The sequence below is a fragment of the Bradyrhizobium sp. CCBAU 51765 genome, from assembly GCF_015291725.1.
GTDB lineage: Bacteria > Pseudomonadota > Alphaproteobacteria > Rhizobiales > Xanthobacteraceae > Bradyrhizobium > Bradyrhizobium liaoningense.
On record NZ_CP030038.1, the window covers coordinates 3335222 to 3360776 of the forward strand.

The window sequence follows — 25555 nt, forward strand, 5'->3', positions numbered from 1 at the left end:
TGTAAGTTTCCAGCTCCGTCGACAGGGGAAGTGAGCCTCCCAAAGATCGGGCGGCTCAGACTTGCGATTAGCCTGGGCGGAAGACGCCGCAATCTGCCAGTCGAAACTGGTTGGTCGATGTCGATCCTGCCAAAAAGTAGATTGTCGGTATCAGTGCAATATCATCGTATCTGAGCCATTTCGCATTGACGCACGCTCTTGTCGACGCCGATCTAAATTACGGTTCTATCGGAGCGAATTTGTGGTGGCGCTAGCGCAACGTAGTCGCGTCACGAACGCCTTGGACGGAGGTATTGGTAATCTCCTCGCTTTTGCGCCAAAGCTCTTCGGCAGCTTTCTGGTCAACGGCATAGGCTTGGACGCCGGTGCCGCGATTGGTGCGATCTTGAGTCAGATCAGTGGAACCGACCTCCGGCAGTACGGGAGTGATGTCGGAATCGGCGCAGAATACCCCGCCTTTGCCGTCGAGCTGCGGACTCACCGCGCACCAGACGTGCGTAGCCGCTCCCTGCGGCACCGATTTCAGGTCACGGCTCAGATCCACGACCGGCCGATCATTTCATTCTCGTCGACAAAGCCAGTCTTTTTCAGCATTTCCAATCCGATGTGCGCCCCGAGATTCGTTCCTGCAAAGCTGCTGTAATCAAAAAGGAAAATCTACAGAAATGGTTGCGTCGGAGCGCTTCACCCGCTCCATCCCGATCCCGTTGCTCCGGCTCCAAAGGGCCGGGCGGCGGCGCTCGCGGAGAACATTGCAGGCGCGACCGGCGGCGGCGATTTAATGATCTCGATTGGCAAGCGCGATGATGGCGCGGCCGACCTGAATGAGCAGCGATGGCGCCAGGCTGCAGCCCATGATGACGGCCCACATCGCCGCCGTCGGGGAGGTGACGTGCAAGACCTCCGCCATCAGCGGCCAGTAGGGAGGAACCGCGAGCAGAGCGCCGCAGAGGCCGACGGCAGCCCAGATCCATGGATTGCGCGTGACTTCGTTGGCGACGATGCCGGAGCGGCTGCTGCGTATGTCGAAGACGTGCCAGAGTTGCGCGAATGCGATCGTCAGGAATGTGGTGGTGACCACTGCCTCGCCGGTCCAGCCGGCCGAAAGTGCCAGCCCAAGCGCCGCGAAAGTTCCGCCGGCCAGCGGAATGCTCTGCAGCACGATCGTTGTCCATTGTCGGCGACCGAGGATCGGCTCCTTCGGATGGCGCGGCGGCCGCTCGAGAATATCGCGTTCTCCCTCGCCCATTGCCAGTGCGAAAGCGGGGAATACGTCGGTCACGAGATTCAGGTACAGGATCTGCAGCGGAAGGATCGGCAGGGGCAGTGCCGCCGCGATCGCGATCCCAACAACCAGGACCTCGCTGATGTTGCAGGACAGAAGGTAAGCGGCGGCCCGACGGATATTGCCGAAAATGACTCTGCCTTCCCGAACCGCCTTGACGATCGTCGGAAAGGCGTCGTCGAGCAGGATCATCGCCGCCGCCTGGCGCGCGACGTCCGTTCCGCGCAGGCCCATGGCCACGCCGATGTCGGCCTGCTTCAACGCTGGTGCATCGTTCACGCCATCCCCCGTCATCGCGACGATTTCACCGGACGCCTGATACGCGCGTACGATCGCAAGTTTCTCGGCCGGGCTGACGCGGGCGAAGATGCCAACGCGCTTCAGCTCCTGCGGGTGCTTTTCGATGAGATGCTGGACATGGCGGCCTTCTGCCACATGGTCAGTCTCGAGTCCGATCGCACGGCCTATGCTACGGGCCGTGACGGCATGATCGCCGGTCACCATCACGACACGGATGCCGGCATGACGGCAATCGCGGATCGCCTGCGGAACGTCGGCGCGCGCAGGGTCTTCCAGGCCGACAAGGCCCACGAATACCAGCGCGCGATAAGGCTCAGCATCTGCGGATATCGCCAGTTTGCTCGCGCAGGCGAGCACGCGCAGGCCGTGCTGTCCGAGCTCGGCAATACGCCCGCTCCATAGACGGCGCGCGGCTTCGTCCAGTGTCGTCTCGCCGTTCTCGGTGAGCATGCCGGTGCACGCGGCGAGCACATGCTCCGGTGCACCCTTCACGGCATAGAAATACGCGTCGCCGTGCTGGTGCACGGTCGCCATCATCTTGCTTTCGTTGTCGAAAGCGTGCTTGGCCGCGATCGGGAAGCCGCGCAGCAGCTCGCGGCGATTCAAACCTGCCGCCCGGCCAGCCTGCAGCAGCGCCACTTCCATGGGATCACCGCTATGGGCTGCTCCCCCGCGGCCAAGCGAGGCCTCGTTGCAGAGTACCATTGTATGCAGCAGCCGCTGGAGCAGCGCATCGCCGGCCAGCTCCTCCGCGCCGGCCTTTTCGACTTCGCCGGATTCCACCCACAACCGCCGCACGGCCATCCGGTTCTCGGTGAGCGTTCCGGTCTTGTCGGTCAGGATCACCGTGGTCGCGCCCAATGTCTCGACCGCGGAGAGCCGCTCCAGCAGCGCATTCTGGCGCGCCATGCGCCACATCCCGCGGGCGAGCGCGAGTGTGGCCACAATCGGCAGGCCCTCGGGAATGGCGGCCACCGCGAGCGCGATCGACGATTCCACAACCAGGAAAGCATCCTCTCCCTTCGCCATTCCAACCGCCGCGATCACGACGGTCAGAAGCCCGACCGCCCAAACAAGCTGCCCGGACAACCGTGCGAGCCTGCGTTCAACCGGTGAGCTCTCTGGCTCCGCTTCTTCGACGAGGTGAGAGATCCGGCCGAGTTCCGTCCGGGGGCCCGTCGCGACGACAACACCAAGACCGCTGCCGCGCGTCACGGCCGTGCCCTTGAACAGCATCGATGTGCGTTCGGCGATCCGCGCATCTTCGGCGGCCGGCTCGGGCGACTTGTCAACCGGCACCGACTCGCCCGTCAGGGTCGACTCGTCGGCCGCAAGCCGCGAGGCTTCCACGATGCGCAGGTCAGCCGAGATCGCGTCGCCGGCCTCGACGAGGAGCATGTCGCCGGGTACGAGGTCCTCCGCCGGGAGCACGCGCGTGTGACCGTCGCGTCGCACGCGAGCCGATGTCCGGCCAAGCGCGCGCAGTGCCTCGATCGATCGTGCTGCCCTGATTTCGGTCAGGAAACCGATGAGGGTATTGAGGACAAGAACCGCGACGATCGCCACGCCTTCCGCGAGTTCGACGAACCAGAAGGCGAGCGCAGCGGCTGCCGCCAGCAGGTAGACCACCGGGGTCTGCAGCTGGTGAAGAAGTATGGTCAGAGCGCTGATCCGCTTCCTTGCAGCGATCGCGTTTGAACCGAAACGGATGCGGCGCGCCGTCGCCTCATGTTCCGCGAGGCCTTGCTCCGGCTCGACTTGAAGCGCGCGAAGGATCTCGCTCGCCGGCAACGAATGCGCGGTCGCTGTTGTCAGTCCAACTTCATGCATCAAATCGCCTTTCGGCATCAGACCTGCGCCTCTTCCCGGCTATCTCCGAAACATTTGGTGAGCGACATCAGGGCCGACTGCACCGGCCCATGCGGCCGCGATGACCAGCACGAGGCCGGGGATCAGCCGCAGCGCGAAGGAGCGTCCGCCGCTGACCCAGCCAACGACGATCTTGCTGACCGTATTTGTCGACAGCGCCGCCAGAATCGGAGCCACAGCATCGGCGGAGCTGATCTTTCCTGAGGCGGCGAGGGTGGCTGCGGCGACGGCCGGCGAATGCGTATCTGCGAGCCCGGCTACGGCCGCGCTGACCAGCAGGCCGATTTCCCCAAACGCGTCCCGCAGGCCGGCAGCGAGCACGAGGACGCCGGAGAGCGTCACGGCGAGCAACAAGGCCGACGGCAGGCTGAAAGCACGTCCGAGCTGGAGCTCGGCGGCGCTCGTCTCTCGCATGCCCTTGACCGTGAAGATCGCGCCATAGAGACCTGCCGCGGCACCGGCACAGAGGAGTGGAATCGTCAGACTCTGCAACGTAGCGAGATTTGTCGCTGCGAGTACCGCGACGAGCTGAACGATCGTTGCGACGGTCGAAAGCGTTGCGCCGGCGGTGGCGGCGCCAAGCAGCTCCGGTGCCTCGCGAGCCCGCGCCCCCATCGCTCCGATCGTGGCCGTGCTGGAGACAAAGCCCGAGGCGAAGCCTGAGATGGCGAGACCGCCTCTTGCGCCGAGCAGGCGTATTGCAACATGCCCGGCGGCGCCGATGGCCATTACCAGAATGACGATGATCCAGATCGCACGTGGATTGAGCGCGCCATAGGGGCCGACCGGCCGATCCGGAAGCAAGGGTAGGACAACGAGCGTGGCGGCGGCAAAGATCAGGCCGTCCTTGACCTCGTCTTCGCTGAGCACCTTTCGGACGAAGTCGTGCAATGCCGCACGGCCTGCAAGCAGAATGGCCAGAATGACGGCAACGCCCGCGGCCAAAAGGGGACGCTGGGTGGCCAGTCCGCCAAGCAGAACCGTCAGGATGAGTGCGGTCTCCGAAGTCAAGCCGGGATCGTCGCTCCTGGACCGGAGATAGGCGATCGCGGTCATGGCCATGATCCCCGCGGTCACGAGCGCCAGCAGGCCCTTGCCGCCGATCATGACGCTGACGGCGCCGGCGAGTGATGCCGCGGCAAAGGTACGCAGCCCGGCAGGCGAGCGCCCCGGTCCCTCGCCCTTGCGGCGTTCTCGCTCGAGACCGATCAGGAGCCCGATGCCGAGTGCAACGATGATGGCGATGACGTCGGGGCTTAGACTCGGCTTCAGAAAGTCCATCATGTGTACTGCACGGCGTCACGTTCTTGTGCTTGTGGCGGTGCTTCGATCGCGACTGCTGCCCAATCCCGCCGGAGTCGTATCATCGTCATGGTCACCGCGGGCAGCAATAGATCAAGTGCCACGCCCGCTGGCTCGAGAAAAGTGAGGCTGACGACGACAGCAATGAACGGCAGCATCGCATGCATCCGCCGCGAGCGTGCCGGAGATGCGACAGGAGATCCCGGCACGGTATCCACTTTGAGCTATCTCATGCAAGGACCAGCGGCTGGAACTATCGACGAGGCCGCCGCCAGGCCACTTGATTTCGCTCAATCTGACGGCCGCAGCCATGTCGCAAGCCCGCGATCTCGTTGAACGTGGCTGAGAATGTTGACGCCGCACGGGATTTCGTTCGGGCGCAGTGGATAGAAAACCTGAGACGTCGCGGTCCGTGAGTGGCAGAGATTCCCGCTATCGCCCCGCATACGCCAGGTGCGACCAGCCTTGCAATGATCCCTCTGAATGAGCGCTTGCGAATTGGTGTTTCTTCATCTCTGCGGTTGATCCTGCTCAAGCAACGGTGCTGGTTTCGGGAGAGAGTAACGTTCCGTTAGCTGTGGGACCAAACCATGTCGTTTGAACGGGTCTTGCGATGGACCCTGGTTGCGATTGCAATCGCCGGATTGGCCGCGGGTATTCTTGCGCGAGCCGCCGGCCGCCTCGATCTGGCCGATCTCGCATGGGCGCTCGGCACTGCGCCCGTGATCGGCGGACTGGCGGTCTCGATCGTCAGGGACCTGATGGGCGGCCGTCTGGGCGTGGACGCGATTGCGCTGCTGTCGATGAGCGCGGCGCTGGCCCTGGGCCAGCCGCTTGCCGGCGCCGTCGTCGCGCTGATGTATTCCGGCGGCAATGTGCTGGAGGACATCGCGATCGCGCGGGCGGAGCGCGACCTGCGGTCCCTGGTCGATCGGGCGCCGCGGCACGCTCATCGCAAGAACGACGAGCGGATCGAGGACGTCCCGATCGAGAAAGTCGCAGTCGGCGAACAGCTCCTGGTACGGGCAGGCGAGATTGTGCCTGTCGACGGTATCGTCGGCTCGGTCTCGGCCACGATCGACGAGTCCGCCGTCACAGGCGAACCCATTCCGGTCGAGAAGACACGCGGCAGCGCAGTGCTTTCGGGCTCACTGAATGCGGGTGAGACCTTCGAGCTGACCGTGACCGCGCCGGCTGGCGAGAGCACCTACGCCGGCATCGTGCGGATGGTGACGGCGGCCCAGACGGCGAAGGCTCCCTTCGTGCGAATGGCCGACCGCTATGCGCTGATCTTTCTGCCGGTGACGCTCGTCATGGCCTTCGTGGCGTGGCGCATCTCCGGTGATCTGACCCGTAGCCTTGCCGTGTTGGTGGCGGCGACACCTTGTCCACTGATCCTGGCCGCACCGGTCGCCTTCATCGCCGGCGTGGCGCAGGCCGCCCGCCGCGGCATCCTGGTCAAGGGCGGAGCAGCGCTGGAGGCGCTGGCGCGCGCGCACACCGTCCTGCTCGACAAGACCGGCACCCTGACCGTGGGAGGGGCGCGGTTGCTCTCCGTCGAGGTCGCGCCGGGGCAGGACGCGAACGAGGTCCTGACGCTCGGGGCGTCGCTCGAGCAAGCCTCGCATCATGTGCTCGCGAAGGCGGTCGTTGCTGCCGCCGTCGATCGCGGTCTCAAGCTGAGGCCGCCGGAACATGTCAAGGAGACCATGGGGTCTGGTCTGAGCGGCTTGATCGATGGACGCCAGGTCACCGCCGGCTCGCGAGAGATGCTTCCCTCACATGCCGAGCTATCGCCGTGGGAACTGCGTGCCATCCGGCGCGCCTCGTGGCGTTCGGCGTTGATCGTATTCATTGCTGTTGATGGGCGACCAATCGGCGCACTGCTGCTGGCCGACGAACTGCGGCCCGATACGCCACGCGCGATCCGGCTGCTGCGCGATGCCGGCATTGTGCGGATGGTGATGGTCACCGGCGATCGCGCCGCAGCGGCGCAGGCAATCGGTGCGGCGCTCGATCTCGATGCCGTGCTGGCCGACCGCGTTCCTTCGGACAAGGTCGAGGCGGTGCGTACCGAACAGCGCCAGCATCCGACCATCATGGTTGGCGACGGCATCAATGATGCCCCGGCGCTGGCCGTGGCCGACATCGGGGTCGCGCTCGGCGCTCGCGGCGCGAGCGCCTCGTCCGAGGCTGCAGACGTGGTGATTCTGGCGGACCGGCTCGATCGGGTTGGGGAAGCGATCGTGATTGCACAGCGGGCACGGCGTATCGCCGTGCAGAGCATTGTCGTCGGCATGGGGCTGTCACTGGCGGCAATGGCCGCCGCCACGCTTGGCTGGCTCGATCCCGTGCCCGCGGCGATCGTCCAGGAGGTGATCGATGTTGCGGTCATTTTGAACGCGCTGCGGGCGCTCACTCCGGCCCTGGTCAGGGGCGGCCCGCGCATCACGACAGAGCAGGGCTTGTCCTTGCATCACGATCATCAGGCTCTCTTCAAGGATCTCGACCGCCTGCGCGAGATCGTCGACGCGCTGGACGACGTGACGCCCGAATCCGCCGCGGCGTTGATCGGGGAAGCCCACCGCCTGGTTCAGACGAGCGTCGTGATGCACGAGCGCGAGGATGAGGACAGCGTCTATCCAAAGCTTGCGGAGGTTCTGCGCGACCGCCATGGCCTGTCCGCCATGAGCCGCGCGCATCGTGAGATCCTGCACCTCGCCCGGCTGCTCGCTCGGATCGTCGAGGACATTCCGTCTGAGAAGATCGACCGCTATCTGGTCCGGGACGCTCAGCGGGTCATCGAGGCGATTGAAACGTTGGTGCGCATGCACACGGCTCAGGAGGAGGATATCTACGAAGCCGTGGCGGCATAGGCGACAGCTCGATATGCGGGAGGGCCAAGGTTGATCTGGAGGGATTCCTTGCTCCTCCTGTCGCTCAGATATGGGAAGTGTACCGGCGATCTCACCAATGCTGTAGCCGGTCTTCGCCGGTCTTTCCGTCCCTGGCGTAGAGCGCATTGTAGACAGTGCCCATGACGATGCTGTAGCTGAGCAGCATCATCAGAGAGAACAATGCCGGCGAGATGCCGAGCCCTGCATCGAGTGCAAAGAAGCCGAGGCCGATGATCGGGAAGAATGCCAGCCCCATGATGATCCATCCGAAGACTCCGAACACGGCACCCTTCGTCACCCCAGTCTTGCCGGGTAACCGCTGATAAGAGTATCCGAAGACAAGCCCGACCAGTGTCGAACCGTTCAGGAATGATAGCGCCCACGGCACCATCGGATCGACGGCGCTCCCAACTAAATGACTGAGCGTTGCCTGGAGATTGTCGTAGGGCTGAAACGATGGAAGCAGCCCTGCGCGAGATTTGAGATACATCAGCAGCGAATGGGCGATACTGCCGGCAATACCTGCGGCAATCGACTTCCAGATCCGATCGCCAGTTCGTCGAGACATCCGCAGCGCATCCGGAGCCTCAGTGGCTGGCCGGAAACTTGGCTCCCTATTTGCTCCGGCCCTTGGATATCTTGCGTGCATAGCGCGGCGACAGGACCGGTCTGACCAAATGCTGAAGTTGTGGTGCAAGCCGCACCTGCAGCTCCGACGAGCAGCATTCTCATCGCGGTGCTCCGGTTCAGCGAAACACTTGTCAAAGCCTGCCCGCAGTTCGATCCCTTTGTCTTGACGTGGATCAACGCTGGAAGGGTTGCCAGACGGGAGAAGCTGGCCTCCCACAGCTGCCTTTGTGGCTTCTGATGTGTGCCGCATTGAGTGAGCTCAATGCGACACGGCTCGATCGGCTGCATTGTGCCCTGCGATCGGTCACGCCGATGTCGAGACAGGGCCCACATGCAAAATCCAAAGCGGGCATTTTGGGGTAGTCTGGCGGTTCTCGTCCTGCTCTGGCTGGTTGCGGAACCCCGTCCATTTGGGACCGGTCCCTTTTTCCCGCTTCGCGAGAGGATGGTGCAGTTAAGCGGCGTCCTGGCAATCGGTTGCATGAGCATGGCGATGACCCTCGCACTGCGACCGCGCTGGCCGGAGGCGTGGCTCGGCGGCCTCGACAAGATGTACCGCTTGCACAAATGGCTCGGCATCGCGGCCCTTGTGACGGCCATTGTTCATTGGCTGTGGGCCAGTGGCCCGAAATGGGCGGTCGGCTGGGGTCTACTGGCGCGACCGGAGCGCGGGGCGAGGCCCGTCATCGAGAATCCCATTGAAGCCTTCTTTGCCGGTCTGCGCGGATTGGCGGAGGGGCTCGGCGAGTGGGCATTCTATGGGACTGTGGTGCTGATCGTTCTGGCACTCGTTCAGTGGTTTCCCTACCGGCTGTTCTACAAGACGCATCGGCTTATCGCTCTTGCGTACCTCGTGTTGGTCTTTCATGCCGTCACTCTGATGAAGTTCAGCTACTGGATGTCTCCGCTCGGCTGGATCATGGGCGGGCTGCTTGCCTGCGGCACGTGGGCGGCCGTTCTTGCGCTCCTGCGACGCGTGGGTGCTGGGCGGCAGGTCAATGGCAGGATCACCTCTCTGAAATACTATCCCGGCGTCAGGGTAATCGAGACCGAAATCGAGGTGCCGCACGGCTGGCCGGGACACAGTCCGGGCCAGTTTGCCTTCGCCACGTCGGACACCTCGGAGGGCGCCCATCCCTATACGATCGCGTCCGCCTGGAGCGCTGAAAACCCCAGGATCACCTTCATCACCAAGGAACTGGGCGACCACACCAGCCAGCTGCGGGAGAAGCTCCGGATCGGGCAGGGAGTAAAGGTGGAAGGGCCCTATGGTTGCTTCACTTTCGACGACGATTGCGCGCACCAGGTCTGGATCGGCGGAGGCATTGGCATCACGCCTTTCGTCGCCCGCATGAAGGAGCTGGCCATGCGGACGGGTACTCCCGCCTGCACCATTGCGCCGACGGTTCACCTCTTTCACACCACGGCTGATGTCGACGAGGAGGCGCTGGGAAAGCTTGCAGCAGATGCGCGCTCGGCTGATGTACGTCTGCACGTGCTTGTCGACGCCCGTGATGGACGACTGAGTGGCGAGCGCATTCGCGAAGCGGCGCCGGAATGGCGCACGGCAAGCATCTGGTTTTGTGGCCCGACCGCCTTCGGTGAAGCGCTCAGGCGAGACTTCGCCAGGCACGGCTTTCCCGTCGGCGAGAGGTTCCATCAGGAACTCTTCGCGATGCGATAGCGCAGAGATCGAAACCGCCGCACACTTCGCTGGCGGAATGCCAGAATGCTATGCCCTGCGGCGAGCTGGAGGAAGGACACGCCGCCATAGTCATCTTCCGCTCGCCCAAGAAGTGACCGAAATCCAGTCGGGATGCTGGTCGCTGTTGAGCCAGAGGCAAGGATCCAGCGTCGGCGCTGCTATTGTTTTGGAATCGCATCAAGAGAGTGTCTCCGTCCCTTGCTGGGGTAGAGACGGCAGGCGGATCGCAAGACGAGCGCCATCTCAAAAGCACCCGGCTATTGCTTCAGCCGGGCAATCTCAAATACAAAGGCGGCCTGGAAGATTGGTCCGCTCATCGTTCGAACCTCGATCGCCATGTGCTGGCGCTCATCGAGTGGGGGGAGGTCCTTGGCCAGATCGCCTAACGCTCTTGCAGCTTCGATCTCGGCCGCCTTCTGATCGGCGAGATCTAGGCCCTCTTCGTCGGGGTAGAGATCCTGGCCGTCCCTGATGTCGAAGTAGTACCGGGTCATCACGGCGCACCCTCTGCAGGCGGGAGCGCGCGTGGTCTCTCAGCCACCGACGCCCATGGTTGGCTGATGTCGATGATACCTCAAAATATGGGGCAAGAGGTCCGATGTTCCAAGCTAATTCTTCTTCGATCCGGGCTCGTCTGGAGCTAAGGAACTCATGGTCGAACGATGAGTTGACTTGGATCGGCTTGCGAGCAGCCGCGCCCGAAGATGCCATAAGCGCAAGCACTGTGGTGGCCAGCCACGACGATCGATCAAGCTGCTTGCAAGCGCTATTCGCCTCAGACAATCAGGCAATGTGACCGGCAGGCGCCGCGTTCACTCAATCGAAGGACGATGAAATGAGGACGAATGACAATCGCACGGCTCGTGCCAAGCGCGAGGCCGACAAGCTGTTCAAGCAGGTCGACACGGCGAAGAAACAGCCGAGCGACTACGAAATGGCGCAACAGTCGTTTCAAGACAACCGCGAGCGCTTGAAGGCGGAGCGCTTGGCTCGGGAGGCCAAGTCGACTGGTCGACGCGAATAGGGACGTGTTCGGCAGCGCTGCTGTTTCGACGTCAGGGATGGAGAGACGCTCATAGCGAAGCGCACGAGGACAACGATGCTGCCTTAACTTCTGGCCGTCCGGGCCCTCATCCCAAGGACGCCTGCCGCGCATCGCGATCCCATGCTCCTTCGGGCGGCCTGTCGCTTCATCCGCGTTTTCTTTTGCGCGAATGGCCTTGTTCTGATTTCGGGAGAGGCTCCTCTTTGTTGCTTTAAGCCGCCGCCGGCCAACAGGCCAAAAGCAAGACCATAATGAGCGCGATCATCCCTTCCGATAGCATGGATCCGGGGCGCCGTCCGTTAATTCTGCGTCCGCCGATCGACGGTTTGCGGCCGATCCCGCTCTAGGGAACGACGACCACGGCGCAGGGAGCGAGGCTGACGAGCTTTTGGGAGACGCTGCCGAGCAGCAAGCCGGCCAGCTGGCCGCGTCCGCGCCGTCCCACGACGATCATCTTGGTCGACGTCTGGGCCGCGAGATCGATCACGGATTGGGTGATGTCACCCCAACATGTCCGAACGTCAATATGGATGGGGCCTGCTTCGCGCGCACGGGCTTGCGCGGCCTTGAGGGTCTGCCCTGTCAAGGCTTCCAACAGGTCACCGGCAGTGGCTCCGCCGTGCGGAAGTTGCCGAACCTCTTCCCCCAGAAGTCGATCGGCAACCGTGACGATCAGGAGATCGCATGCCAACGCTCTGGCGAGCTCTGCCGCCACGTCGATTGCGCGGCATGCGCCGCTCGATCCGTCGGTTGCCACCATGATGTTCGTCATGAGAAAGTCCCTTGGGCCTTTTAAGCATTCTACCGTGGTTCATCGACGCCGTACTGATCCAGCTCACGCCGTGCCGGGCGCCGCGGAATAGCCGATCGGTCGGCAAAAGCACTGGACAGGAGCTGCATGGTCTCTCTCCTAGCCTGCGGCGCGGACTGACGCTGGCGGCTGCAGATACCGCTCAAACCATCGGCCGGCATGTTCGATGACGGCGTCCATGGCGCCCGGCTCGGGAAACAGGTGCGTTGCATTGGGAATGATTTCCAGTGCCGACGGCCCGCCAAGGCAGGAGAGCGCCTCCTCGTTGAGCTCGATCACGCCGAAATCGGCGCCGCCGACGATCAACAGGGTCGGCGCGCGGACATGGGGCAGGGCTTCGCCGGCAAGATCCGGACGTCCGCCACGTGAGACCACAGCGGCAATTCGGTGAGGCAACTGAGCGGCCGCGATCAGGGCGGCCGCCGCGCCGGTACTGGCGCCGAACAATCCGACAGGGAGGCAGGCAACCGCAGGTTCAAGGCCTTGAAGCCAGTCGACAGTCGCGACCAGTCGTTGTCCAAGCATTGCAATATTGAAGACGTTCGAGCGGTCCTGCTCCTCTTGCGGGGTGAGAAGATCAAATAGCAATGTCGCGAAGCCGCGTGCGTTCAGTCCCTGCGCGACCGCGATATTCCGGGTGCTGAACCGACTCGAGCCGCTGCCGTGCGCAAACGCGACCAGGCCTCGAGCCTTTTCCGGCAGCGTCAGCGTTCCTGCCAGCCCCAGCGGCGGAATGAGAACGTCGAGCGATTGGTCGCGTTTCATGAATCGTCCACGGTCCGGTCAGCCCTGCAGATTTTTGAGCGGCGCCGGAAGATGGGCCATCAACTTCTCGAATTCGCCGGGATCCAGCTTCTCCCACAGCACTTCGTAAACGCCGCGGGCTGCGCCGAGCGCGGTGATGGGGAACTGCGGCGGAAGCTCCCTGGCGACATGTGCCGCAAACTCCTCGATATGCCGTTCCTTGGTCGGGGTTGCCGCCATATGCCAGCCTTCGTAGTAGATGCCACGCACCATGATCGGCAGCTGAGCCCCGAGCTTGACGGCGACTTCCGGCGGCAGGCGATCGCGCAACGCATGCAGGACGGCTCGCAACGCATTGTAGGCTTGATGACGGTTTTCCAGGGCCAGCTGCTCGTCGATGGCCTTGAGCCAAACATTTGTTTCCTGGACCGAGTGGTCCAACGCAGTCACACCCGTGGACGTGCTCATGATGTTGCTCCCGGATCAGAGACAGGTTGGTAATTATCTGCAGGCTCGGGCCGGCTGCTTTGATGTGCCGCAAGGTTCCCCACCCTGGATTGCCAATCGGATCGGGTTGATCTCGCGCAAAGCTCTGGACGCATCGTGTGCTCAGATTGTTTATCTGACAGGAGGAGCGCGACCATGCAAACCCCGGCTCAAATCGAGTTCGAACACGTGATGCCGTCCCCGAAGCTGCAAGCTGCGATCGACGAGCACATCGCTGAGTTGGAAAAGCGCTACGGTCGAGCGACAGCGGGGCGCATTATCGTGAGAGGCCCCGGTGACCGTCACAAGACGGGCGGTCAATACCAGGTGAGCATCCGGCTGTCCCTTCCCGAAGGGCGCGAGGTCAATGTCGGACGGACCCCCAAGGAGGACGAGCGGTACGCCGATCTGACCTTTGCGGTGGACGATGCATTCAAGCGCGCGCGGCGGCAGTTGCAGGACCAGGTGCGTGTGATGCATGGCCAGACCAAGCTCCACGAAGGAGAGCCGGTTGGAACCGTCGTGCGTATCGATCCCAGCGGCGAGTTCGGCTTTCTGGAAGGGACCGACGGCCAAGAGATTTACTTCAATTGCAACAGCATTGTGGAGGGGCGCGCGAACATCGCCGTCGGCTCGCGTGTCAGCTTTGTTGAAGAGCTCGGAGAGAAGGGGCCGCAGGCCAGCACGGTCAGGGTTCTGAACAAGCACAGCTTGCGGACCTAGGTGCTCCATCATCGCATTGTGGAGTGCCCATGATGGATAGTAGCTGGATGCCTCGGACCGCATTGGCGCGTAGCGATCGGCTGCGCCTGTTCGCCCTGGACGGCAGCACCGAGTTGGGCGAGCGCATCGCGACATCGTTGGGCTGCGCGCTGGCTACCCACGAAGAGCGCAGCTTTGGCGACGGCGAGCACAAAATCCGTCCGCTCGATGTGGTGGCCGGTTGCGACGTCTATGTGGTTCACAGTCTTCACGGTGGCCCCGTCGAAAGCCCGAATGACAAGCTTTGTCGTCTGCTGTTCTTGGTCGGCGCGTTGAAGGACGCGGGCGCCACGAGCGTGACCGCAGTCACGCCATACCTTTGCTATGCGCGAAAGGATCGCCGAACCAAGGACAATGATCCAGTGACCATCCGCTATCTGGCGTCCCTGTTCGAGGCGGTCGGTACAAGCAGGATCGTGACGCTGGACGTGCACAACGAAGCTGCCTTCGAGAACGCCTTTCGCTGTCCTTCCGTTGCACTCACGACGGCGCCGCTGCTGATCGAAAAGATCAGGTCGATCGCGGGCGACAGGCCAATCAGCGTCGTGTCCCCGGATCTGGGTGGTGGAAAGCGAGCCGATCTGTTGCGCGAGGCTCTTGAGAAGGCGTTGCAGAGGCCAATAGGAAAGGCCTTCGTCGAGAAGCATCGTAGCTCGGGCCGGGTGTCCGGCGACCTTTTTGCCGGTGACGTGACTGATGCATTCTGTGTCGTGGTCGACGACCTGATCAGCAGTGGGGGAACCCTGGTCCGTGCGGCAAGGGCGGCGCGGACGCATGGTGCAAGAGGCGTCATAGCGTGCGTTGCCCACGGCCTGTTCATGCCGGGGGCCGAGACAGCACTTGCGGACGCGTCGATCGATCGCATCATCGCCACAGACACCGTTCCGCCATTCAGGCTTCCTCCCGGGCCGGTGCTCGCCAAGCTTGAGGTGATCTCGGCGGCTCCGCTGCTCGCCGAGGCCATCAGACGGCTGCATCAGAACGAATCTCTGGCTGATCTGCTGATGTACCAGGCTTGACGGAGCTTTACTCCGTTCATCGGTCGAGCAGCCGTTCGAGTTGCCTTGCGTCGGTTTCGGCGAGGGCGAGATAAGCACGCGCGAGGCGGGGCCATTTTTCGGGTGTGCGCGGGTGCGCATCGAACAAATGCGCGATGGACAAGCGTGCCCTCAGCATCGCGCGACCAATCCGATAAAACAGGAATACGCCGCTCGCGGGGTCATCGTGCAGCGTGCGTGCCAGCCGCCGGCGGATCGCATCACCGAACCATCGACCGCAGAGCCTCTCGCATTCCAGGTGCAGAAACGCGATCTCGTCCAATGCATCGCTGGCCCGCAAACGTGAGTTGAACTCGAGACAGTCGATGATGGGATAAGGAGGCGTCAGCCAGATGTGCTCCGGTCTGAGGTCGCCATGACCATCGACGACGAGCCTTCGCGAGACCCGTTTGACAAGGATTTGGGCATTTTGTTCGAGAAATCGCCGTTGAACGGACGCAACACGCAGGATCGTGCCATGCGGCAGGCCGAAGCTGCTGTTCAGGAGAACTCGCCAATCAAGGATCGCGGCTTCGTGCAGCGAGGCGAGATAGGTTTCTGGCTCGATTAGGACCCGCGCGGCATGCGAATAGAAGCGGGCGAGAGCCGCCGCCAGCTGCTCGGCGTCGGCGCTGCGAGCCTTGCCGCTGCGAAGCATGGCTTCGAGCGTTTCATCCTCGTTCAGCCGGCGCATTACGACAAGCCAGTCAGCGACTGGACCGTGGCCGCCGATCGCGTAGCCCGAGGCACTTTCGGTCAGCGGCACGACGCCCAGATAGACATCAGGCGCAAGCCGGCGGTTGAGGCTGGCTTCCGCCAGGCATGCTGTCCTGCGGCGAGCCAGCGTCGAGAAATCGAGATAGGGAAATCGCACCGGCTTCTTCAGCTTGTAGACCCGCGCGCCGTTCATGAAGACCCAGGACATGTGGGTCTCGCGCGCCTGAAGGCGATCGGGAACGGGGCTGTAGCTCTCGGGTCGGCTCAGGAAAGCGACCTTGCGGATCAAGGCAGAGATGCTGTCGTTCGCGGCATCCTCGATCGAAACTTCGTCCTGACGCTCCAGCATGACAACTTATTGCCAAACGAACAGCGATACGGTTTGACGCTGATCAACGATCCCGGCCGCTGGCGCAATAGTCTGAGCCAAATTCAAGCGGATTTGCCGATATGCTGTTTCGAGACAGGAACGATGCCGGCCGCCAGTTGGCCGAAGCCTTGGTGAAGTACAAGAACCGCCATCCCGTGGTCCTGGCACTGCCGCGCGGCGGCGTTCCCGTGGCGGCGGAGGTGGCGGAACGGTTGGAAGCGCCCCTCGATCTGGTCTTAGTGCGCAAGATTGGCGCGCCCATGCAGCCGGAACTTGCGATGGGCGCGGTCGTGGACGGGGAGCAGCCTGTCATCGTTCGCAACCAGGACATCGTCGATTTGACCGGCGTGAGCGAGGAGACGTTCGACGCCATCTGCAAGGAGGAGCTTGTCGAGATCGACAGGCGACGCGAACGTTATCTGGGCAATCGCGCCCGGTCCGACGTCAAGGGACAGGTCGCGATCATCGTCGACGACGGTATTGCGACAGGCGCGACGACCCTTGCAGCGATCCGGGCGCTGCGAAATCGGGGGCCAAAGGAACTGATCCTCGCAGTACCGGTGGCGCCTCTCGAGACGCTGCAGCGACTGCACGGAGAGGTCGACGCGATCGTTTGCCTGGATACGCCGCGCGACTTTGGCGCGATCGGCTACTACTACCGTGATTTCAGCCAGGTCAGCGATGACGAAGTCGTCGCAATCCTGAAGCGGTTCCCGGCTAAGAAGACGACGGCACCAACCTCGTGAGTCTTTCAGGCTGCCGGGAGACGAGAATTTCCGGGATTGGCATGGACACGTCACCAAGCGCACTCCTGACCGATCTGTACCAGTTGAACATGGTGCAGGCCTACCTGGAGGCGGGCCAGACCGGGACCGCGGTCTTCGAATTCTTCGTCCGCAAGCTTCCGCCGCAGCGCAATTTCCTGATGGCGGCAGGGCTCGAGCAGGCGCTGGAATTCCTCCAAGGTCTGCGCTTTTCCGATGACGAATTGAGCTGGCTCATCCGCAGCGGCAGGTTCAGCGCGCGCCTGATCGACTATCTCTCCGATTTCCAGTTCAGCGGCGACGTTCATGCTATGCCGGAAGGCACGGTGTTCTTCGCCAACGAACCGATCCTCCGCGTCACGGCGCCGCTCCCCGAAGCTCAGCTTCTCGAAACCCGGCTGATCAACGTGTTGCATTTCCAGTCGCTGATCGCGTCCAAGGCCGCCCGCATGGCGCTGCTCGCACCGGACAAGCTGCTGGTTGACTTCGGGCTGCGCCGGGCCCATGGCGCCGAAGCCGGTCTTCTGGCTGCGCGGGCCAGCTATATCGGGGGCTTTGCCGGCACCGCCACAGTTCTCGCGGAAAAATGCTTCGGGATTCCTGCCTATGGCACGATGGCGCATTCATTCATCCAGTCGTTCGACGACGAGACGGCCGCCTTCGAAGCGTTTGCGCGCGCGCGTCCGAAGGACCTCGTGCTGTTGATTGACACATACGACACCGAGGCGGCGGCCAGGAAGGTCGTGACCTTGGCCCCGCGGCTGCGGGCGCTCGGAATTGCGATCCGCGGGGTGCGGATCGACAGCGGCGATCTGGTAGCGCTCTCGAGAAGTGTGAGGCGGATCCTTGATGAGGGTGGCCTCAACGACGTCACCATCTTCGTCAGCGGCGGCATCGAGGAAGAAACGTTGTTGTCCTTTGTCCGCGAGGCCGCTCCCATCGACGGCATCGGGATCGGCACCAGCCTGGCGACGTCGTCCGACGTACCGGCGCTCGATTGCGCCTATAAGCTGCAGGAATATGCCGGCGAGCCGCGGCGGAAGCGTTCGACCGGCAAGGCAACCTGGCCCGGCCGCAAGCAGGTGTGGCGCCGCTACGATGCCGACGGCCATATGGCGTCGGACGTTCTGTCGACAGAAGACGACGTTCAAGAAGGAGAGGCCCTGATCGTCCCTGTGCTGCAACAGGGCCGTCCGATCGCGCGTCAGCCGTCGCTCCAGGACATCCGCGCCTACGCCCGGACGCAGTTCGAACGATTGCCGAGGGGCTTTGAAGGCTTTGAAGGTCGCTCGTCCTATCCCGTCCATGTGGCGGCCCGGCTTCAACGATTGGCAGCCGCTGTCGACCTGAGAATGAGATAGGCCTCTGCCGCAAGTCCTTCTGATCTGGATCAAAGCGAACGGCATGTGTGCGCCTAGCGTATCACGGCATGGAGAGCGCCTGTGCCGGTTCAGAATGCTGAAATCGCCGAGATGTTCGACCAGACCGCCGAGCTCCTGGAGATCAAGGGCGACAATCCTTTCCGCTCCCGCGCCTATCGAAATGCGGCCCGTCTGATCGAGCGCCTGCCGAAGAGCATCACGAGTTTGCTGAAAGCAGGCGAGGATCTCTCCGAGCTGCCGGGGATCGGCAAGGATCTCGCGGGCAAGATCGAAACCATCGTCGCGACGCACAAATTCGATGTGCTCGACAAGCTCAAGCGCGAGCTACCGGGCGATCTTGGTGAGATTGCCGCGCTTCCCGGGCTCGGTCCCAAGCGGGTGAAGCTGCTGTACGACAAGCTGGGTGTCCGTTCGCTCGAGGATTTGCGGCGGGCGATCAGGTCGGGACGATTGCGGGAGCTGAAAGGCTTCGGAGCCAAGAGCGAGGAGAAGCTCGCGGCTGCGCTGGCCAAGCCGCAGGCGGAAAGGCGCTTCAAGCTGTCAGAGGCCGAGGCTGAAGCGGAGGCGCTGCTGAACTATCTGCGCAGTACCAAGCTGGATCAGATCGCGGTTGCCGGAAGCTATCGCCGCAGGCGCGATACCGTGGGTGATCTCGACATTGTCGTGGCCGCGCACGGCGGCGCGGCGATCGGCGACAAGCTCACCAGGTACGAAAATGTCGCCAAGGTCCTTGCGCACGGCCCAACCAGAACGACGGTAATCCTCCGCTCCCGCCTTCAAGTCGATCTGCGGGTCGTCCCAAAGGCAAGTTACGGGGCGGCGCTGATGTATTTCACGGGGTCGAAGGCGCATAACATTGCCCTGCGCGGCCTTGCCAACGACCATGGCTGGAAGCTCAACGAATACGGCCTGTTCGAAGGCCAGCGACGCATCGCAGGCGCGAGCGAAGAGGAGATCTACCGCAAGTTCGGCCTTGCGGCGATTCCGCCGGAAATGCGCGAGGACCGCGGCGAGATCGCGCTCGCAAGAGCCGGCAAGCTTCCCAGGCTGATTGCGCTTGGCGATATCAGGGGTGATCTGCATGTCCATTCCAACTGGAGCGATGGTACGGCGCCGATTGCGGACATGGTGGCCGCGGCGAAAGCTCGAGGATACGACTACATCGCCATCACCGACCACAGCCGGCATGTCACGGTGGCGCATGGCCTGGATGCCGCAAGGCTAGGTCGGCAGATCGATGAAATCGACCGATTGAACGAGCAACTGGGCGGTTTTGTCGTCCTCAGGGGAGCGGAGGTCGACATCCTTGCCGATGGGCATCTCGACCTGCCGGACAAGATCCTGTCGCGGCTCGATATCGTCGTCGCGGCCGTGCACTACAAGTTCGATATGTCTCGCAAACTGCAGACCGAGCGCATCATCCGTGCGATGGACAACAGGCATGTGTCCATCATTGCCCATCCGACGGGACGGCTCATCGGTGAGCGGGAACCCTACGAGGTGGACGTCGAGGCGATGGTCGCGGCCGCCGCCGCTCGCGGTTGTTGTCTCGAGCTGAACGCTGATCCCGACAGGCTGGACCTCACGGACATTCACGCCCATGCGGCCAAATCGGCGGGCGTCAAGCTCGCCATCTCGACCGACGCGCATGCGGTGGCTGGTTTCGACAACATGCGATTTGGTATCGATCAGGCACGCCGCGGCTGGCTAGGGCCATCCGACGTGATCAATACGCTGCCTTTGTCCAGTCTGCGAAAACGGTTGAGGCGCTGATTTGACACTTTGATCCCCGTCAATGTGACGCCGGGCCGCCGTGGAATCCTTATGAATAATTGAAACACGTGAGGTTTCTGATGCGGTGCGTTGTAACCTTGAGGGACGGGAGCGCAATGGAACGGGCCATGGGCGCGCTGGCGAAGTACCGTTACACGGCGGGCGGCGAACTGGCCGCCCCGGAGGGACATCCGCGGGAGTGGAGAAAGTGGCTGCTTGAGATCAATGCGGCAGAGCTCGAAGCGATTCGGGACCACGTCGATGACGGAGATGTTATCGACGTCAAGCCGATCAGCGGATGAGGCTGCGTCGAGTTTCATGCCCTGGGGCCTGAAACTCGCGACAAAACCTCTCGTGGACTGTGAAGGATTTGGTCCGGCCGATAGCCCGGCAGATATGGGCGCGCGGGCGAGCTATGGCCTCGCTTCACGATGGCCAAAGCGCGCAGGGGCGGCGTGTGAGGTCTGCGCAAGGCTTGCTGCACAACGGTAGGAACCTTCATCGCTAGCCTGAGTTGGCCGCACGGGCAGGGGCCAAAAGTCACACGAGGCCAATCGTGCAAGAAGACGTGCGCGTGCGCAGCACTGCGCAGATCGCTGGTCATCCCATTCATCCGATGCTGGTGCCGATCCCGATCGCGTGTTTTGTCGGGGCGCTGCTGACCGACATCGCCTATGTCGTCAGCGCCGAGATCATGTGGGCGGATTTTTCGGCCTGGCTTCTGCTCGTCGGCGTCATCTTCGGTGTGCTGGCGGCCATCGCGGGCCTGATCGATTTCCTCGGTAACCGGCTGGTGCGGGCGCAGGCGCCGGCCTGGCCGCATTTGATCGGCAATGCGGTGGTGCTGATCCTGGCGATCTTCAACACGATGATCCACACGCGCGATGCCTGGACCTCGGTATGGCCGAGCGGGCTCGTTCTGTCCGCGATCACCGTGCTGATCCTGCCGGTCACGGGCTGGCTCGGCTGGGCCATGGTCTATCGCCACGGCTTGGGAGTTGCGCGATGAAGCACTTGTTCACCCATGCGCTGCTGTGCTCGTCGCTTCTGTTTCTGGCCGGATGCAATGACGGCAGCGGCGATCCCAAGGCGCAAGTCGGCGCCAACCCGACACTCCCCGACATCCAGCAATATCTGCTGCCGCCGATCCATATCGCCCGCATCGTCGGCTGGAAGAAGGACGAGACGCCGACGGTCGCGCAGGGTTTGCAGGCCAAGGCTTTCGCCACGGGCTTGCAGCACCCGCGCTCGCTCTACGTGCTGCCCAACGGCGACGTGCTGGTGGTGGAATCCAAGGCGCCGAAGGGCGCACCGATCAAGCGGCCCAAAGAGATCGTGATGGGTTTCGTCGAATCCTGGGCGACCTCCGGCGGTGATACCGGCGCGAGCAACCGCATCACGCTGCTGCGCGACAGCAATGGCGACGGTGTGCCGGAGACGCAAAGCGTGTTCCTCGACCATCTCAATTCGCCGTTCGGCGTCGCGCTGGTCGGCAATGACCTCTACGTTGCCAACACCGACGCGATCGTCAGATATCCCTACAGGGAAGGGGATACGAAGATCACCGCGCCGGGTACGGTGCTGACGCCGCTGCCGGGCGGACCGATCAACCATCACTGGACCAAGAGCCTGGTCGCCAGTCCCGACGGATCGAAGCTCTATGCCGGCGTCGGCTCCAACAGCAACATCACCGAGAACGGCATGGAGGCCGAGCACAATCGCGCTGCGATCCTCGAGGTCGATCGCGCCAGCGGCCGCTGGCGCGTGTTCGCAAGCGGTCTGCGCAACCCGAACGGCCTCAGCTTCGAGCCGCAGACCGGCGCGCTGTGGACGGTGGTGAACGAGCGCGACGAGCTCGGCCCCGATCTCGTCCCCGACTACATGACCTCGGTGAAGGGCGGCGGCTTCTACGGCTGGCCCTACAGCTATTTCGGCCAGCACGTCGATCCCCGCGTCAAGCCGGAGCGGCCGGATCTCGTCGCCAAGGCGATCGTGCCGGATTATGCCCTGAGCTCGCATGTCGCACCGCTCGGGCTCGCCTTCAACACCGGCACCGGCCTGCCGGCCGCCTATCGTGGCGGCGCGTTTGTCGGCGAGCATGGCAGTTGGAACAGGCATGTGCTCAACGGCTACAAGGTCGTGTTCGTGCCGTTCACGGACGGCAAGCCGAGCGGTCAGGCGCAAGACGTCGTCACGGGCTTTCTCAACAGCGACAACCAGGCGCGTGGCCGTCCGGTCGGTGTCGCCATCGACAAGGCCGGCGCGCTGCTGGTTGCTGACGACAGCGGCAACACGGTCTGGCGGGTGAGCGCGGCGCATCCGCAACTGACGCAACATTAGACATCGAGAACGGGAGGAGTTCGACAATGGGCCTTGCTCAATATGCCATCGTACCGGTGCAGGACGAATGGGGCGTGCTACATGACGGCGACGTCAAGAGCCGGTATGCCACCAAGGAAGCCGCCTTCGAGTCCGCGGTCGCCGCGGCCTCCCTGGCCCTTCGCGAGGGACACGAAGTCCATGTCAGCGTGCCCGGCCGCGAAGCTGGCGACAACGCGCTCGGTGTGTAGAGCGTCCGAGGGAAGGAGGCTGAGGTGACCAAGCCCCGTGAGCAGAACGGCGTCGAACCGCCCCAGTCCGAGGACGACATCCAGCGCGAGCAGCTCGGTCCGCGCGGGGTGCCCGGCGCGCCCGACCCGGCCAAGATGACGCCGCGGCGCGCAAGGAAGACGCCGAAGCACATCGATCCCGGCCACACCTCCTGACAATCGCTCTGCGGCTGGCGCCGCGGTGCCATTCGGAACCGACATTCCCGCTCGTCCCGTATACCGGGTATGACGTGCCGCCGGGCGCGATCTGCGCCTGGCGGGCAGGCGATGTTTGGAATGCGGTTGTTGAAATCTGACGGCAGGCTCATCGGGGTCCTGCTGGTGCTCGCGATCACGCAGCTGGTCGGATGGGGGACGATCGGGCTTCCTGCCATCGTCGGGCGCGATCTCGCGGCCGATCTCGGCATGAGTCTGCCGGCCGTGTTCGCCGGGACATCCGTTCTCTACGTCTCGATGGGGCTGTGCGGCCCGTTGCTCGCCAAATCGTTTGCGCGGCGTGGCGCGCGGACGGTCATGATGGTCGGCACGATCGTCACTGCGCCGGGCTTCGTGCTGCTGTCGCTGGCGCGCGAGCCGGTCCTGTATTTCGCCGCGTGGATCGTGCTCGGCATCGCCGGCAGCGCCACGCTGTCGACCGGCGCCTATATCATGCTGAACGAGGTCGCGGGGCGGCGGGCCAAGAGCGCGATCGGCGCGCTCATGCTGGTGACGGGCCTGTCCAGCAGCATCTTCTGGCCGACCACCTCGTTCCTGAGTGGTCACCTCGGCTGGCGGGGGACATGCCTCGTCTACGCGGCGATGATGCTCGTCGTCAGTCTCCCGCTCTATGCGTTTTTCGCGCCGCGCCGGTCCGTCGCGGAGGACGATGGCGCCGAGCCGACAAGGCGGTCGCGGCCGCCTGCGATTCCAAGGAGCACGTTCGGCCTCGTCGTCGCCGCGATCACGCTGAACGCCTTCGTCACTTTCGGCATCAGCGCCGTCCTGATCGAGCTGTTGCGCGCGGAGGGGCTGGCGCCGGCTCAGGCGCTTTTGTTCGGCTCGATGCTGGGCGTGATCCAGGTCAGCGCCCGAGGGCTGGATTTTCTCGGCGGCGGGCGGTGGGACGGGATCACGACCGGGCTCGTGGCTGGCACCGCATTGCCGGTCGCCATGCTGCTGCTGATGATGAGCGAGGGCGCCACCTGGGCGGTCGCGGTGTTCATCCTGCTCTATGGCGCCGGCAGCGGCGCGATGGCGGTGGCGCGGGCGACCATCCCGCTCGTGTTCTACGACCAGGCCGAGTTCGCCAAGGCCATGTCGATGATCGCGCTGCCGCTCAATCTGGCATCGGCTGTCTCGCCGCCGCTCCTCGTCGGCCTCCTGACCCAGTTCGGCAGCCGCGGTGCGCTCGGTCTCACCTTCGTCTTCTCCTGCGCCGCGGTGCTGATCCTGGTCCTGCTCGGCCGCCGCCGGCCGCAGGTGGTCGCGGCGGGCGCAACCTGAGACGTCGAGGCGATATTCGCGGTGCGGAAAGCTGCGGGCAGGAATTGGCGCCGCTGCCCGGCAGGAGATGGCCGTATGCCGTCAGTGCAGTGCTCAGGGCGCGAAAATAGTGTATCCGCAGGGAGCGCGGCCTTTCGATCTCGCCGCCGCGCCAAGATCAGTTCCCCGGAGGAAATCGATATGTCGGCCTTGCCGCTCTCAGGCATCAAGATCCTTGACCTCACCCGCGTGCTTGCCGGGCCCCTGTCGGCCCAGATGCTCGGCGATCTCGGCGCGGAGGTGATCAAGATCGAGCGGCCGGGCACCGGCGACGACGCGCGCGCCTTCGGCCCCCCTTACCTGACCGACCCCGAGGGCAAGGCCAACAACAACAATTCGTTCTATCTCTGCGCCAACCGCAACAAGAAGTCCGTCACCGTCAACATCGCCAAGCCGGAAGGGCAGGCGATCGTCCGGGAGCTCGCCAAGGACGCCGACGTCTTCATGGAGAACTACAAGGTCGGCGATCTCAAGCGCTACGGCCTCGACTACGAGACCATCAAGGCGATCAATCCCGGCATCATCTATTGCTCGGTGACCGGCTTCGGCCAGACCGGGCCGTATGCGCCGCGTGCCGGCTACGATGCCATCCTGCAGGCGATGGGTGGATTGATGAGCGTCACCGGCCATATCGACGGTGAGCCGGGCGAGGGCCCGATGAAGGTCGGCCCGTCGATCGTCGACTACATGACCGGCATGAACTCGTCGATCGGAATTCTCTCGGCGCTCTACCATCGCGACGCCAATGGCGGGCAGGGACAGCACATCGACGTCTGCCTGTTCGATACCGTCATCGCATCCCTGTCGCACTGGCTGCAGATCTATCTCGTCAACGGCAAGACGCCGCCGCGCCGCGGCACCTGGGGCAATGGCGGCATGCCGGCCGGCGTGTTCCGCTGCGCCGACGGTGAACTGATGCTGGTGGTGGGCAATGACGGCCAGTTTCAGCGTACCTGCGCGGTCCTCGGCGAGCCCGAGCTCGCAAACGATCCGCGCTTCGTCAAGAACAACGACCGCGTCGTGCACGGCAAGGAGATCATGGCGATCTTCGCCGGCCTGTTCCTGAAGAAGCCGGTGGCTGACTGGCTGGAAAAGCTGGAGGAGGCCGGCGTGCCGTCAGGTCCGATCAACAATTTCGAGCAGGTGTTTTCCGATCCGCACGTACAGTCGCGCGGCATGCGGGTGAAGGTCGAGCATCCCTTCAAGCCCGATCTTTCGCTGGTCCGCAACGCGCTGACCCTCTCGGAGACGCCGATCGAAACCTACCGCGCCCCGCCCTTGTTAGGGGAACATACCGAAGAAGTGCTCGGCGGCAAGCTTGGCTATGATGCCGGCAAGATCGAGCAGCTGAAGCAGCAAGGGATCATCTAGCCGGAGGGAGCGCGAGCCTCGGTGCGACCGTGCGACGGCGAGGACCCACGCGCGATGCCGGGGCTTGCCTGAGGCTTGCGCACAATCCCCAAATAATCCCGGTCCGTAGTCGCGCAGGCTTCCCCTTCGCGCGAGACTCTGATTCGATCTCTCCACTTGAGTTCGGGAGGGAAGT

General features: G+C 63.5%; 25 protein-coding genes. 15 read left to right on the forward strand and 10 right to left on the reverse strand.

Features of this window, described 5'->3' with window-relative positions:
• Positions 1-250: 250 nt before the first annotated feature.
• The 4 genes from XH96_RS15940 to XH96_RS15955 all read right to left on the reverse strand — a co-directional run bounded on the left by XH96_RS15940 (position 251) and on the right by XH96_RS15955 (position 4914).
• Positions 251-544, reverse strand: coding sequence for a hypothetical protein (locus XH96_RS15940; RefSeq protein WP_210337888.1), 294 nt, complete (start codon positions 542-544; stop codon positions 251-253).
• 234 nt (positions 545-778) lie between these two features.
• On the reverse strand, positions 779-3433 hold the full coding sequence (locus tag XH96_RS15945; RefSeq protein WP_246790099.1) for a cation-transporting P-type ATPase: 2655 nt from the start codon (positions 3431-3433) through the stop codon (positions 779-781).
• A 21-nt stretch (positions 3434-3454) separates the two neighbouring features.
• Positions 3455-4738 (reverse strand): DUF4010 domain-containing protein, encoded by a 1284-nt coding sequence (locus tag XH96_RS15950; RefSeq protein WP_210337889.1) that lies wholly within the window; start codon positions 4736-4738, stop codon positions 3455-3457.
• Complete coding sequence (locus tag XH96_RS15955; RefSeq protein WP_194393310.1) at positions 4735-4914, reverse strand: hypothetical protein; 180 nt, start codon at positions 4912-4914, stop codon at positions 4735-4737. Before XH96_RS15955 ends, XH96_RS15950 begins: the two co-directional genes overlap by 4 nt.
• A gap of 432 nt (positions 4915-5346) precedes the next feature.
• Between XH96_RS15955 and XH96_RS15960 the strand changes: the two genes are divergently transcribed.
• On the forward strand, positions 5347-7632 hold the full coding sequence (locus XH96_RS15960; protein WP_194393311.1) for a heavy metal translocating P-type ATPase: 2286 nt from the start codon (positions 5347-5349) through the stop codon (positions 7630-7632).
• 91 nt (positions 7633-7723) lie between these two features.
• Here XH96_RS15960 and XH96_RS15965 read toward each other — a convergent pair whose 3' ends face one another.
• Complete coding sequence (locus tag XH96_RS15965; RefSeq protein ID WP_194393312.1) at positions 7724-8221, reverse strand: DUF6789 family protein; 498 nt, start codon at positions 8219-8221, stop codon at positions 7724-7726.
• 393 nt (positions 8222-8614) lie between these two features.
• Here XH96_RS15965 and XH96_RS15970 point away from each other — a divergent pair, with 393 nt between their 5' ends.
• Positions 8615-9967 (forward strand): ferric reductase-like transmembrane domain-containing protein, encoded by a 1353-nt coding sequence (locus tag XH96_RS15970; protein ID WP_194393313.1) that lies wholly within the window; start codon positions 8615-8617, stop codon positions 9965-9967.
• A gap of 278 nt (positions 9968-10245) precedes the next feature.
• Here XH96_RS15970 and XH96_RS15975 read toward each other — a convergent pair whose 3' ends face one another.
• Positions 10246-10482, reverse strand: coding sequence for a hypothetical protein (locus tag XH96_RS15975; RefSeq protein WP_028182355.1), 237 nt, complete (start codon positions 10480-10482; stop codon positions 10246-10248).
• A 341-nt stretch (positions 10483-10823) separates the two neighbouring features.
• Between XH96_RS15975 and XH96_RS15980 the strand changes: the two genes are divergently transcribed.
• Positions 10824-11012 carry a hypothetical protein gene (locus XH96_RS15980; protein ID WP_194393314.1) on the forward strand — a complete coding sequence of 63 codons (189 nt, stop codon included), beginning with the start codon at positions 10824-10826 and terminating at the stop codon, positions 11010-11012.
• A gap of 364 nt (positions 11013-11376) precedes the next feature.
• On the opposite strand, the gene XH96_RS15985 is transcribed toward XH96_RS15980, so the two are convergent.
• The 3 genes from XH96_RS15985 to XH96_RS15995 all read right to left on the reverse strand — a co-directional run bounded on the left by XH96_RS15985 (position 11377) and on the right by XH96_RS15995 (position 13056).
• A complete protein-coding gene (locus XH96_RS15985; protein WP_194393315.1) occupies positions 11377-11805 on the reverse strand; it encodes a universal stress protein in 429 nt (142 codons plus the stop codon).
• A gap of 138 nt (positions 11806-11943) precedes the next feature.
• Positions 11944-12609, reverse strand: coding sequence for a dienelactone hydrolase family protein (locus XH96_RS15990; RefSeq protein ID WP_194393316.1), 666 nt, complete (start codon positions 12607-12609; stop codon positions 11944-11946).
• An 18-nt stretch (positions 12610-12627) separates the two neighbouring features.
• Entirely contained in the window at positions 12628-13056 is a 429-nt protein-coding gene (locus XH96_RS15995) for a DUF2267 domain-containing protein (protein WP_194393317.1), read from the reverse strand.
• Positions 13057-13230: 174 nt separating this feature from the next.
• Here XH96_RS15995 and XH96_RS16000 point away from each other — a divergent pair, with 174 nt between their 5' ends.
• Positions 13231-13797, forward strand: coding sequence for an HPF/RaiA family ribosome-associated protein (locus XH96_RS16000; protein WP_194393318.1), 567 nt, complete (start codon positions 13231-13233; stop codon positions 13795-13797).
• Positions 13798-13826: 29 nt separating this feature from the next.
• Positions 13827-14855, forward strand: coding sequence for a ribose-phosphate pyrophosphokinase (locus tag XH96_RS16005; RefSeq protein ID WP_246790100.1), 1029 nt, complete (start codon positions 13827-13829; stop codon positions 14853-14855).
• 16 nt (positions 14856-14871) lie between these two features.
• Here XH96_RS16005 and XH96_RS16010 read toward each other — a convergent pair whose 3' ends face one another.
• Positions 14872-15939 (reverse strand): hypothetical protein, encoded by a 1068-nt coding sequence (locus XH96_RS16010; RefSeq protein WP_194393319.1) that lies wholly within the window; start codon positions 15937-15939, stop codon positions 14872-14874.
• A gap of 101 nt (positions 15940-16040) precedes the next feature.
• Between XH96_RS16010 and XH96_RS16015 the strand changes: the two genes are divergently transcribed.
• The 10 genes from XH96_RS16015 (at position 16041) to XH96_RS16060 (ending at position 25380) form a co-directional block, all read left to right on the forward strand.
• A complete protein-coding gene (locus tag XH96_RS16015) occupies positions 16041-16706 on the forward strand; it encodes a phosphoribosyltransferase (RefSeq protein ID WP_194393320.1) in 666 nt (221 codons plus the stop codon).
• 41 nt (positions 16707-16747) lie between these two features.
• Entirely contained in the window at positions 16748-18085 is a 1338-nt protein-coding gene (locus XH96_RS16020) for a nicotinate phosphoribosyltransferase (protein WP_194393321.1), read from the forward strand.
• 81 nt (positions 18086-18166) lie between these two features.
• Positions 18167-19879: a DNA polymerase/3'-5' exonuclease PolX gene (gene polX, locus XH96_RS16025; RefSeq protein WP_194393322.1), complete on the forward strand. Its 1713-nt coding sequence runs from the start codon at positions 18167-18169 to the stop codon at positions 19877-19879.
• Between the two features lie 128 nt (positions 19880-20007).
• Positions 20008-20181, forward strand: a complete 174-nt coding sequence (locus tag XH96_RS16030) for a hypothetical protein (protein ID WP_246790101.1) — start codon at positions 20008-20010, stop codon at positions 20179-20181.
• A gap of 254 nt (positions 20182-20435) precedes the next feature.
• Complete coding sequence (locus tag XH96_RS16035) at positions 20436-20888, forward strand: DUF2231 domain-containing protein (RefSeq protein ID WP_246790102.1); 453 nt, start codon at positions 20436-20438, stop codon at positions 20886-20888.
• The gene (locus XH96_RS16040; protein ID WP_194393323.1) at positions 20885-22219 is read left to right on the forward strand and encodes a sorbosone dehydrogenase family protein; all 1335 of its coding nucleotides are present in this window, start codon (positions 20885-20887) and stop codon (positions 22217-22219) included. The genes XH96_RS16035 and XH96_RS16040 overlap by 4 nt, the downstream gene beginning before the upstream one ends.
• 26 nt (positions 22220-22245) lie before the next feature.
• A complete protein-coding gene (locus XH96_RS16045; RefSeq protein WP_061030115.1) occupies positions 22246-22449 on the forward strand; it encodes a hypothetical protein in 204 nt (67 codons plus the stop codon).
• Positions 22450-22473: 24 nt separating this feature from the next.
• The gene (locus XH96_RS16050; protein WP_194393324.1) at positions 22474-22644 is read left to right on the forward strand and encodes a hypothetical protein; all 171 of its coding nucleotides are present in this window, start codon (positions 22474-22476) and stop codon (positions 22642-22644) included.
• 120 nt (positions 22645-22764) lie between these two features.
• Positions 22765-23970, forward strand: coding sequence for an MFS transporter (locus XH96_RS16055; RefSeq protein ID WP_194393325.1), 1206 nt, complete (start codon positions 22765-22767; stop codon positions 23968-23970).
• A gap of 180 nt (positions 23971-24150) precedes the next feature.
• Positions 24151-25380, forward strand: a complete 1230-nt coding sequence (locus tag XH96_RS16060) for a CaiB/BaiF CoA-transferase family protein (RefSeq protein WP_194393326.1) — start codon at positions 24151-24153, stop codon at positions 25378-25380.
• Positions 25381-25555: the final 175 nt, after the last annotated feature.

What these genes read in the sequence shown, in the direction of transcription:
- XH96_RS15945 (WP_246790099.1), bottom strand. Translation starts at nt 3,433, where the DNA reads ATGCCGAAAGGCGATTTGATGCATGAAGTTGGACTGACAACAGCGACC.
- XH96_RS15950 (WP_210337889.1), bottom strand. Translation starts at nt 4,738, where the DNA reads ATGATGGACTTTCTGAAGCCGAGTCTAAGCCCCGACGTCATCGCCATC.
- XH96_RS15955 (WP_194393310.1), bottom strand. Translation starts at nt 4,914, where the DNA reads ATGCTGCCGTTCATTGCTGTCGTCGTCAGCCTCACTTTTCTCGAGCCA.
- XH96_RS15960 (WP_194393311.1), top strand. Translation starts at nt 5,347, where the DNA reads ATGTCGTTTGAACGGGTCTTGCGATGGACCCTGGTTGCGATTGCAATC.
- XH96_RS15965 (WP_194393312.1), bottom strand. Translation starts at nt 8,221, where the DNA reads ATGTCTCGACGAACTGGCGATCGGATCTGGAAGTCGATTGCCGCAGGT.
- XH96_RS15970 (WP_194393313.1), top strand. Translation starts at nt 8,615, where the DNA reads ATGCAAAATCCAAAGCGGGCATTTTGGGGTAGTCTGGCGGTTCTCGTC.
- XH96_RS15975 (WP_028182355.1), bottom strand. Translation starts at nt 10,482, where the DNA reads ATGACCCGGTACTACTTCGACATCAGGGACGGCCAGGATCTCTACCCC.
- XH96_RS15980 (WP_194393314.1), top strand. Translation starts at nt 10,824, where the DNA reads ATGAGGACGAATGACAATCGCACGGCTCGTGCCAAGCGCGAGGCCGAC.
- XH96_RS15985 (WP_194393315.1), bottom strand. Translation starts at nt 11,805, where the DNA reads ATGACGAACATCATGGTGGCAACCGACGGATCGAGCGGCGCATGCCGC.
- XH96_RS15990 (WP_194393316.1), bottom strand. Translation starts at nt 12,609, where the DNA reads ATGAAACGCGACCAATCGCTCGACGTTCTCATTCCGCCGCTGGGGCTG.
- XH96_RS15995 (WP_194393317.1), bottom strand. Translation starts at nt 13,056, where the DNA reads ATGAGCACGTCCACGGGTGTGACTGCGTTGGACCACTCGGTCCAGGAA.
- XH96_RS16000 (WP_194393318.1), top strand. Translation starts at nt 13,231, where the DNA reads ATGCAAACCCCGGCTCAAATCGAGTTCGAACACGTGATGCCGTCCCCG.
- XH96_RS16005 (WP_246790100.1), top strand. Translation starts at nt 13,827, where the DNA reads ATGATGGATAGTAGCTGGATGCCTCGGACCGCATTGGCGCGTAGCGAT.
- XH96_RS16010 (WP_194393319.1), bottom strand. Translation starts at nt 15,939, where the DNA reads ATGCTGGAGCGTCAGGACGAAGTTTCGATCGAGGATGCCGCGAACGAC.
- XH96_RS16015 (WP_194393320.1), top strand. Translation starts at nt 16,041, where the DNA reads ATGCTGTTTCGAGACAGGAACGATGCCGGCCGCCAGTTGGCCGAAGCC.
- XH96_RS16020 (WP_194393321.1), top strand. Translation starts at nt 16,748, where the DNA reads ATGGACACGTCACCAAGCGCACTCCTGACCGATCTGTACCAGTTGAAC.
- XH96_RS16030 (WP_246790101.1), top strand. Translation starts at nt 20,008, where the DNA reads ATGGGCGCGCTGGCGAAGTACCGTTACACGGCGGGCGGCGAACTGGCC.
- XH96_RS16040 (WP_194393323.1), top strand. Translation starts at nt 20,885, where the DNA reads ATGAAGCACTTGTTCACCCATGCGCTGCTGTGCTCGTCGCTTCTGTTT.
- XH96_RS16045 (WP_061030115.1), top strand. Translation starts at nt 22,246, where the DNA reads ATGGGCCTTGCTCAATATGCCATCGTACCGGTGCAGGACGAATGGGGC.
- XH96_RS16055 (WP_194393325.1), top strand. Translation starts at nt 22,765, where the DNA reads ATGCGGTTGTTGAAATCTGACGGCAGGCTCATCGGGGTCCTGCTGGTG.
- XH96_RS16060 (WP_194393326.1), top strand. Translation starts at nt 24,151, where the DNA reads ATGTCGGCCTTGCCGCTCTCAGGCATCAAGATCCTTGACCTCACCCGC.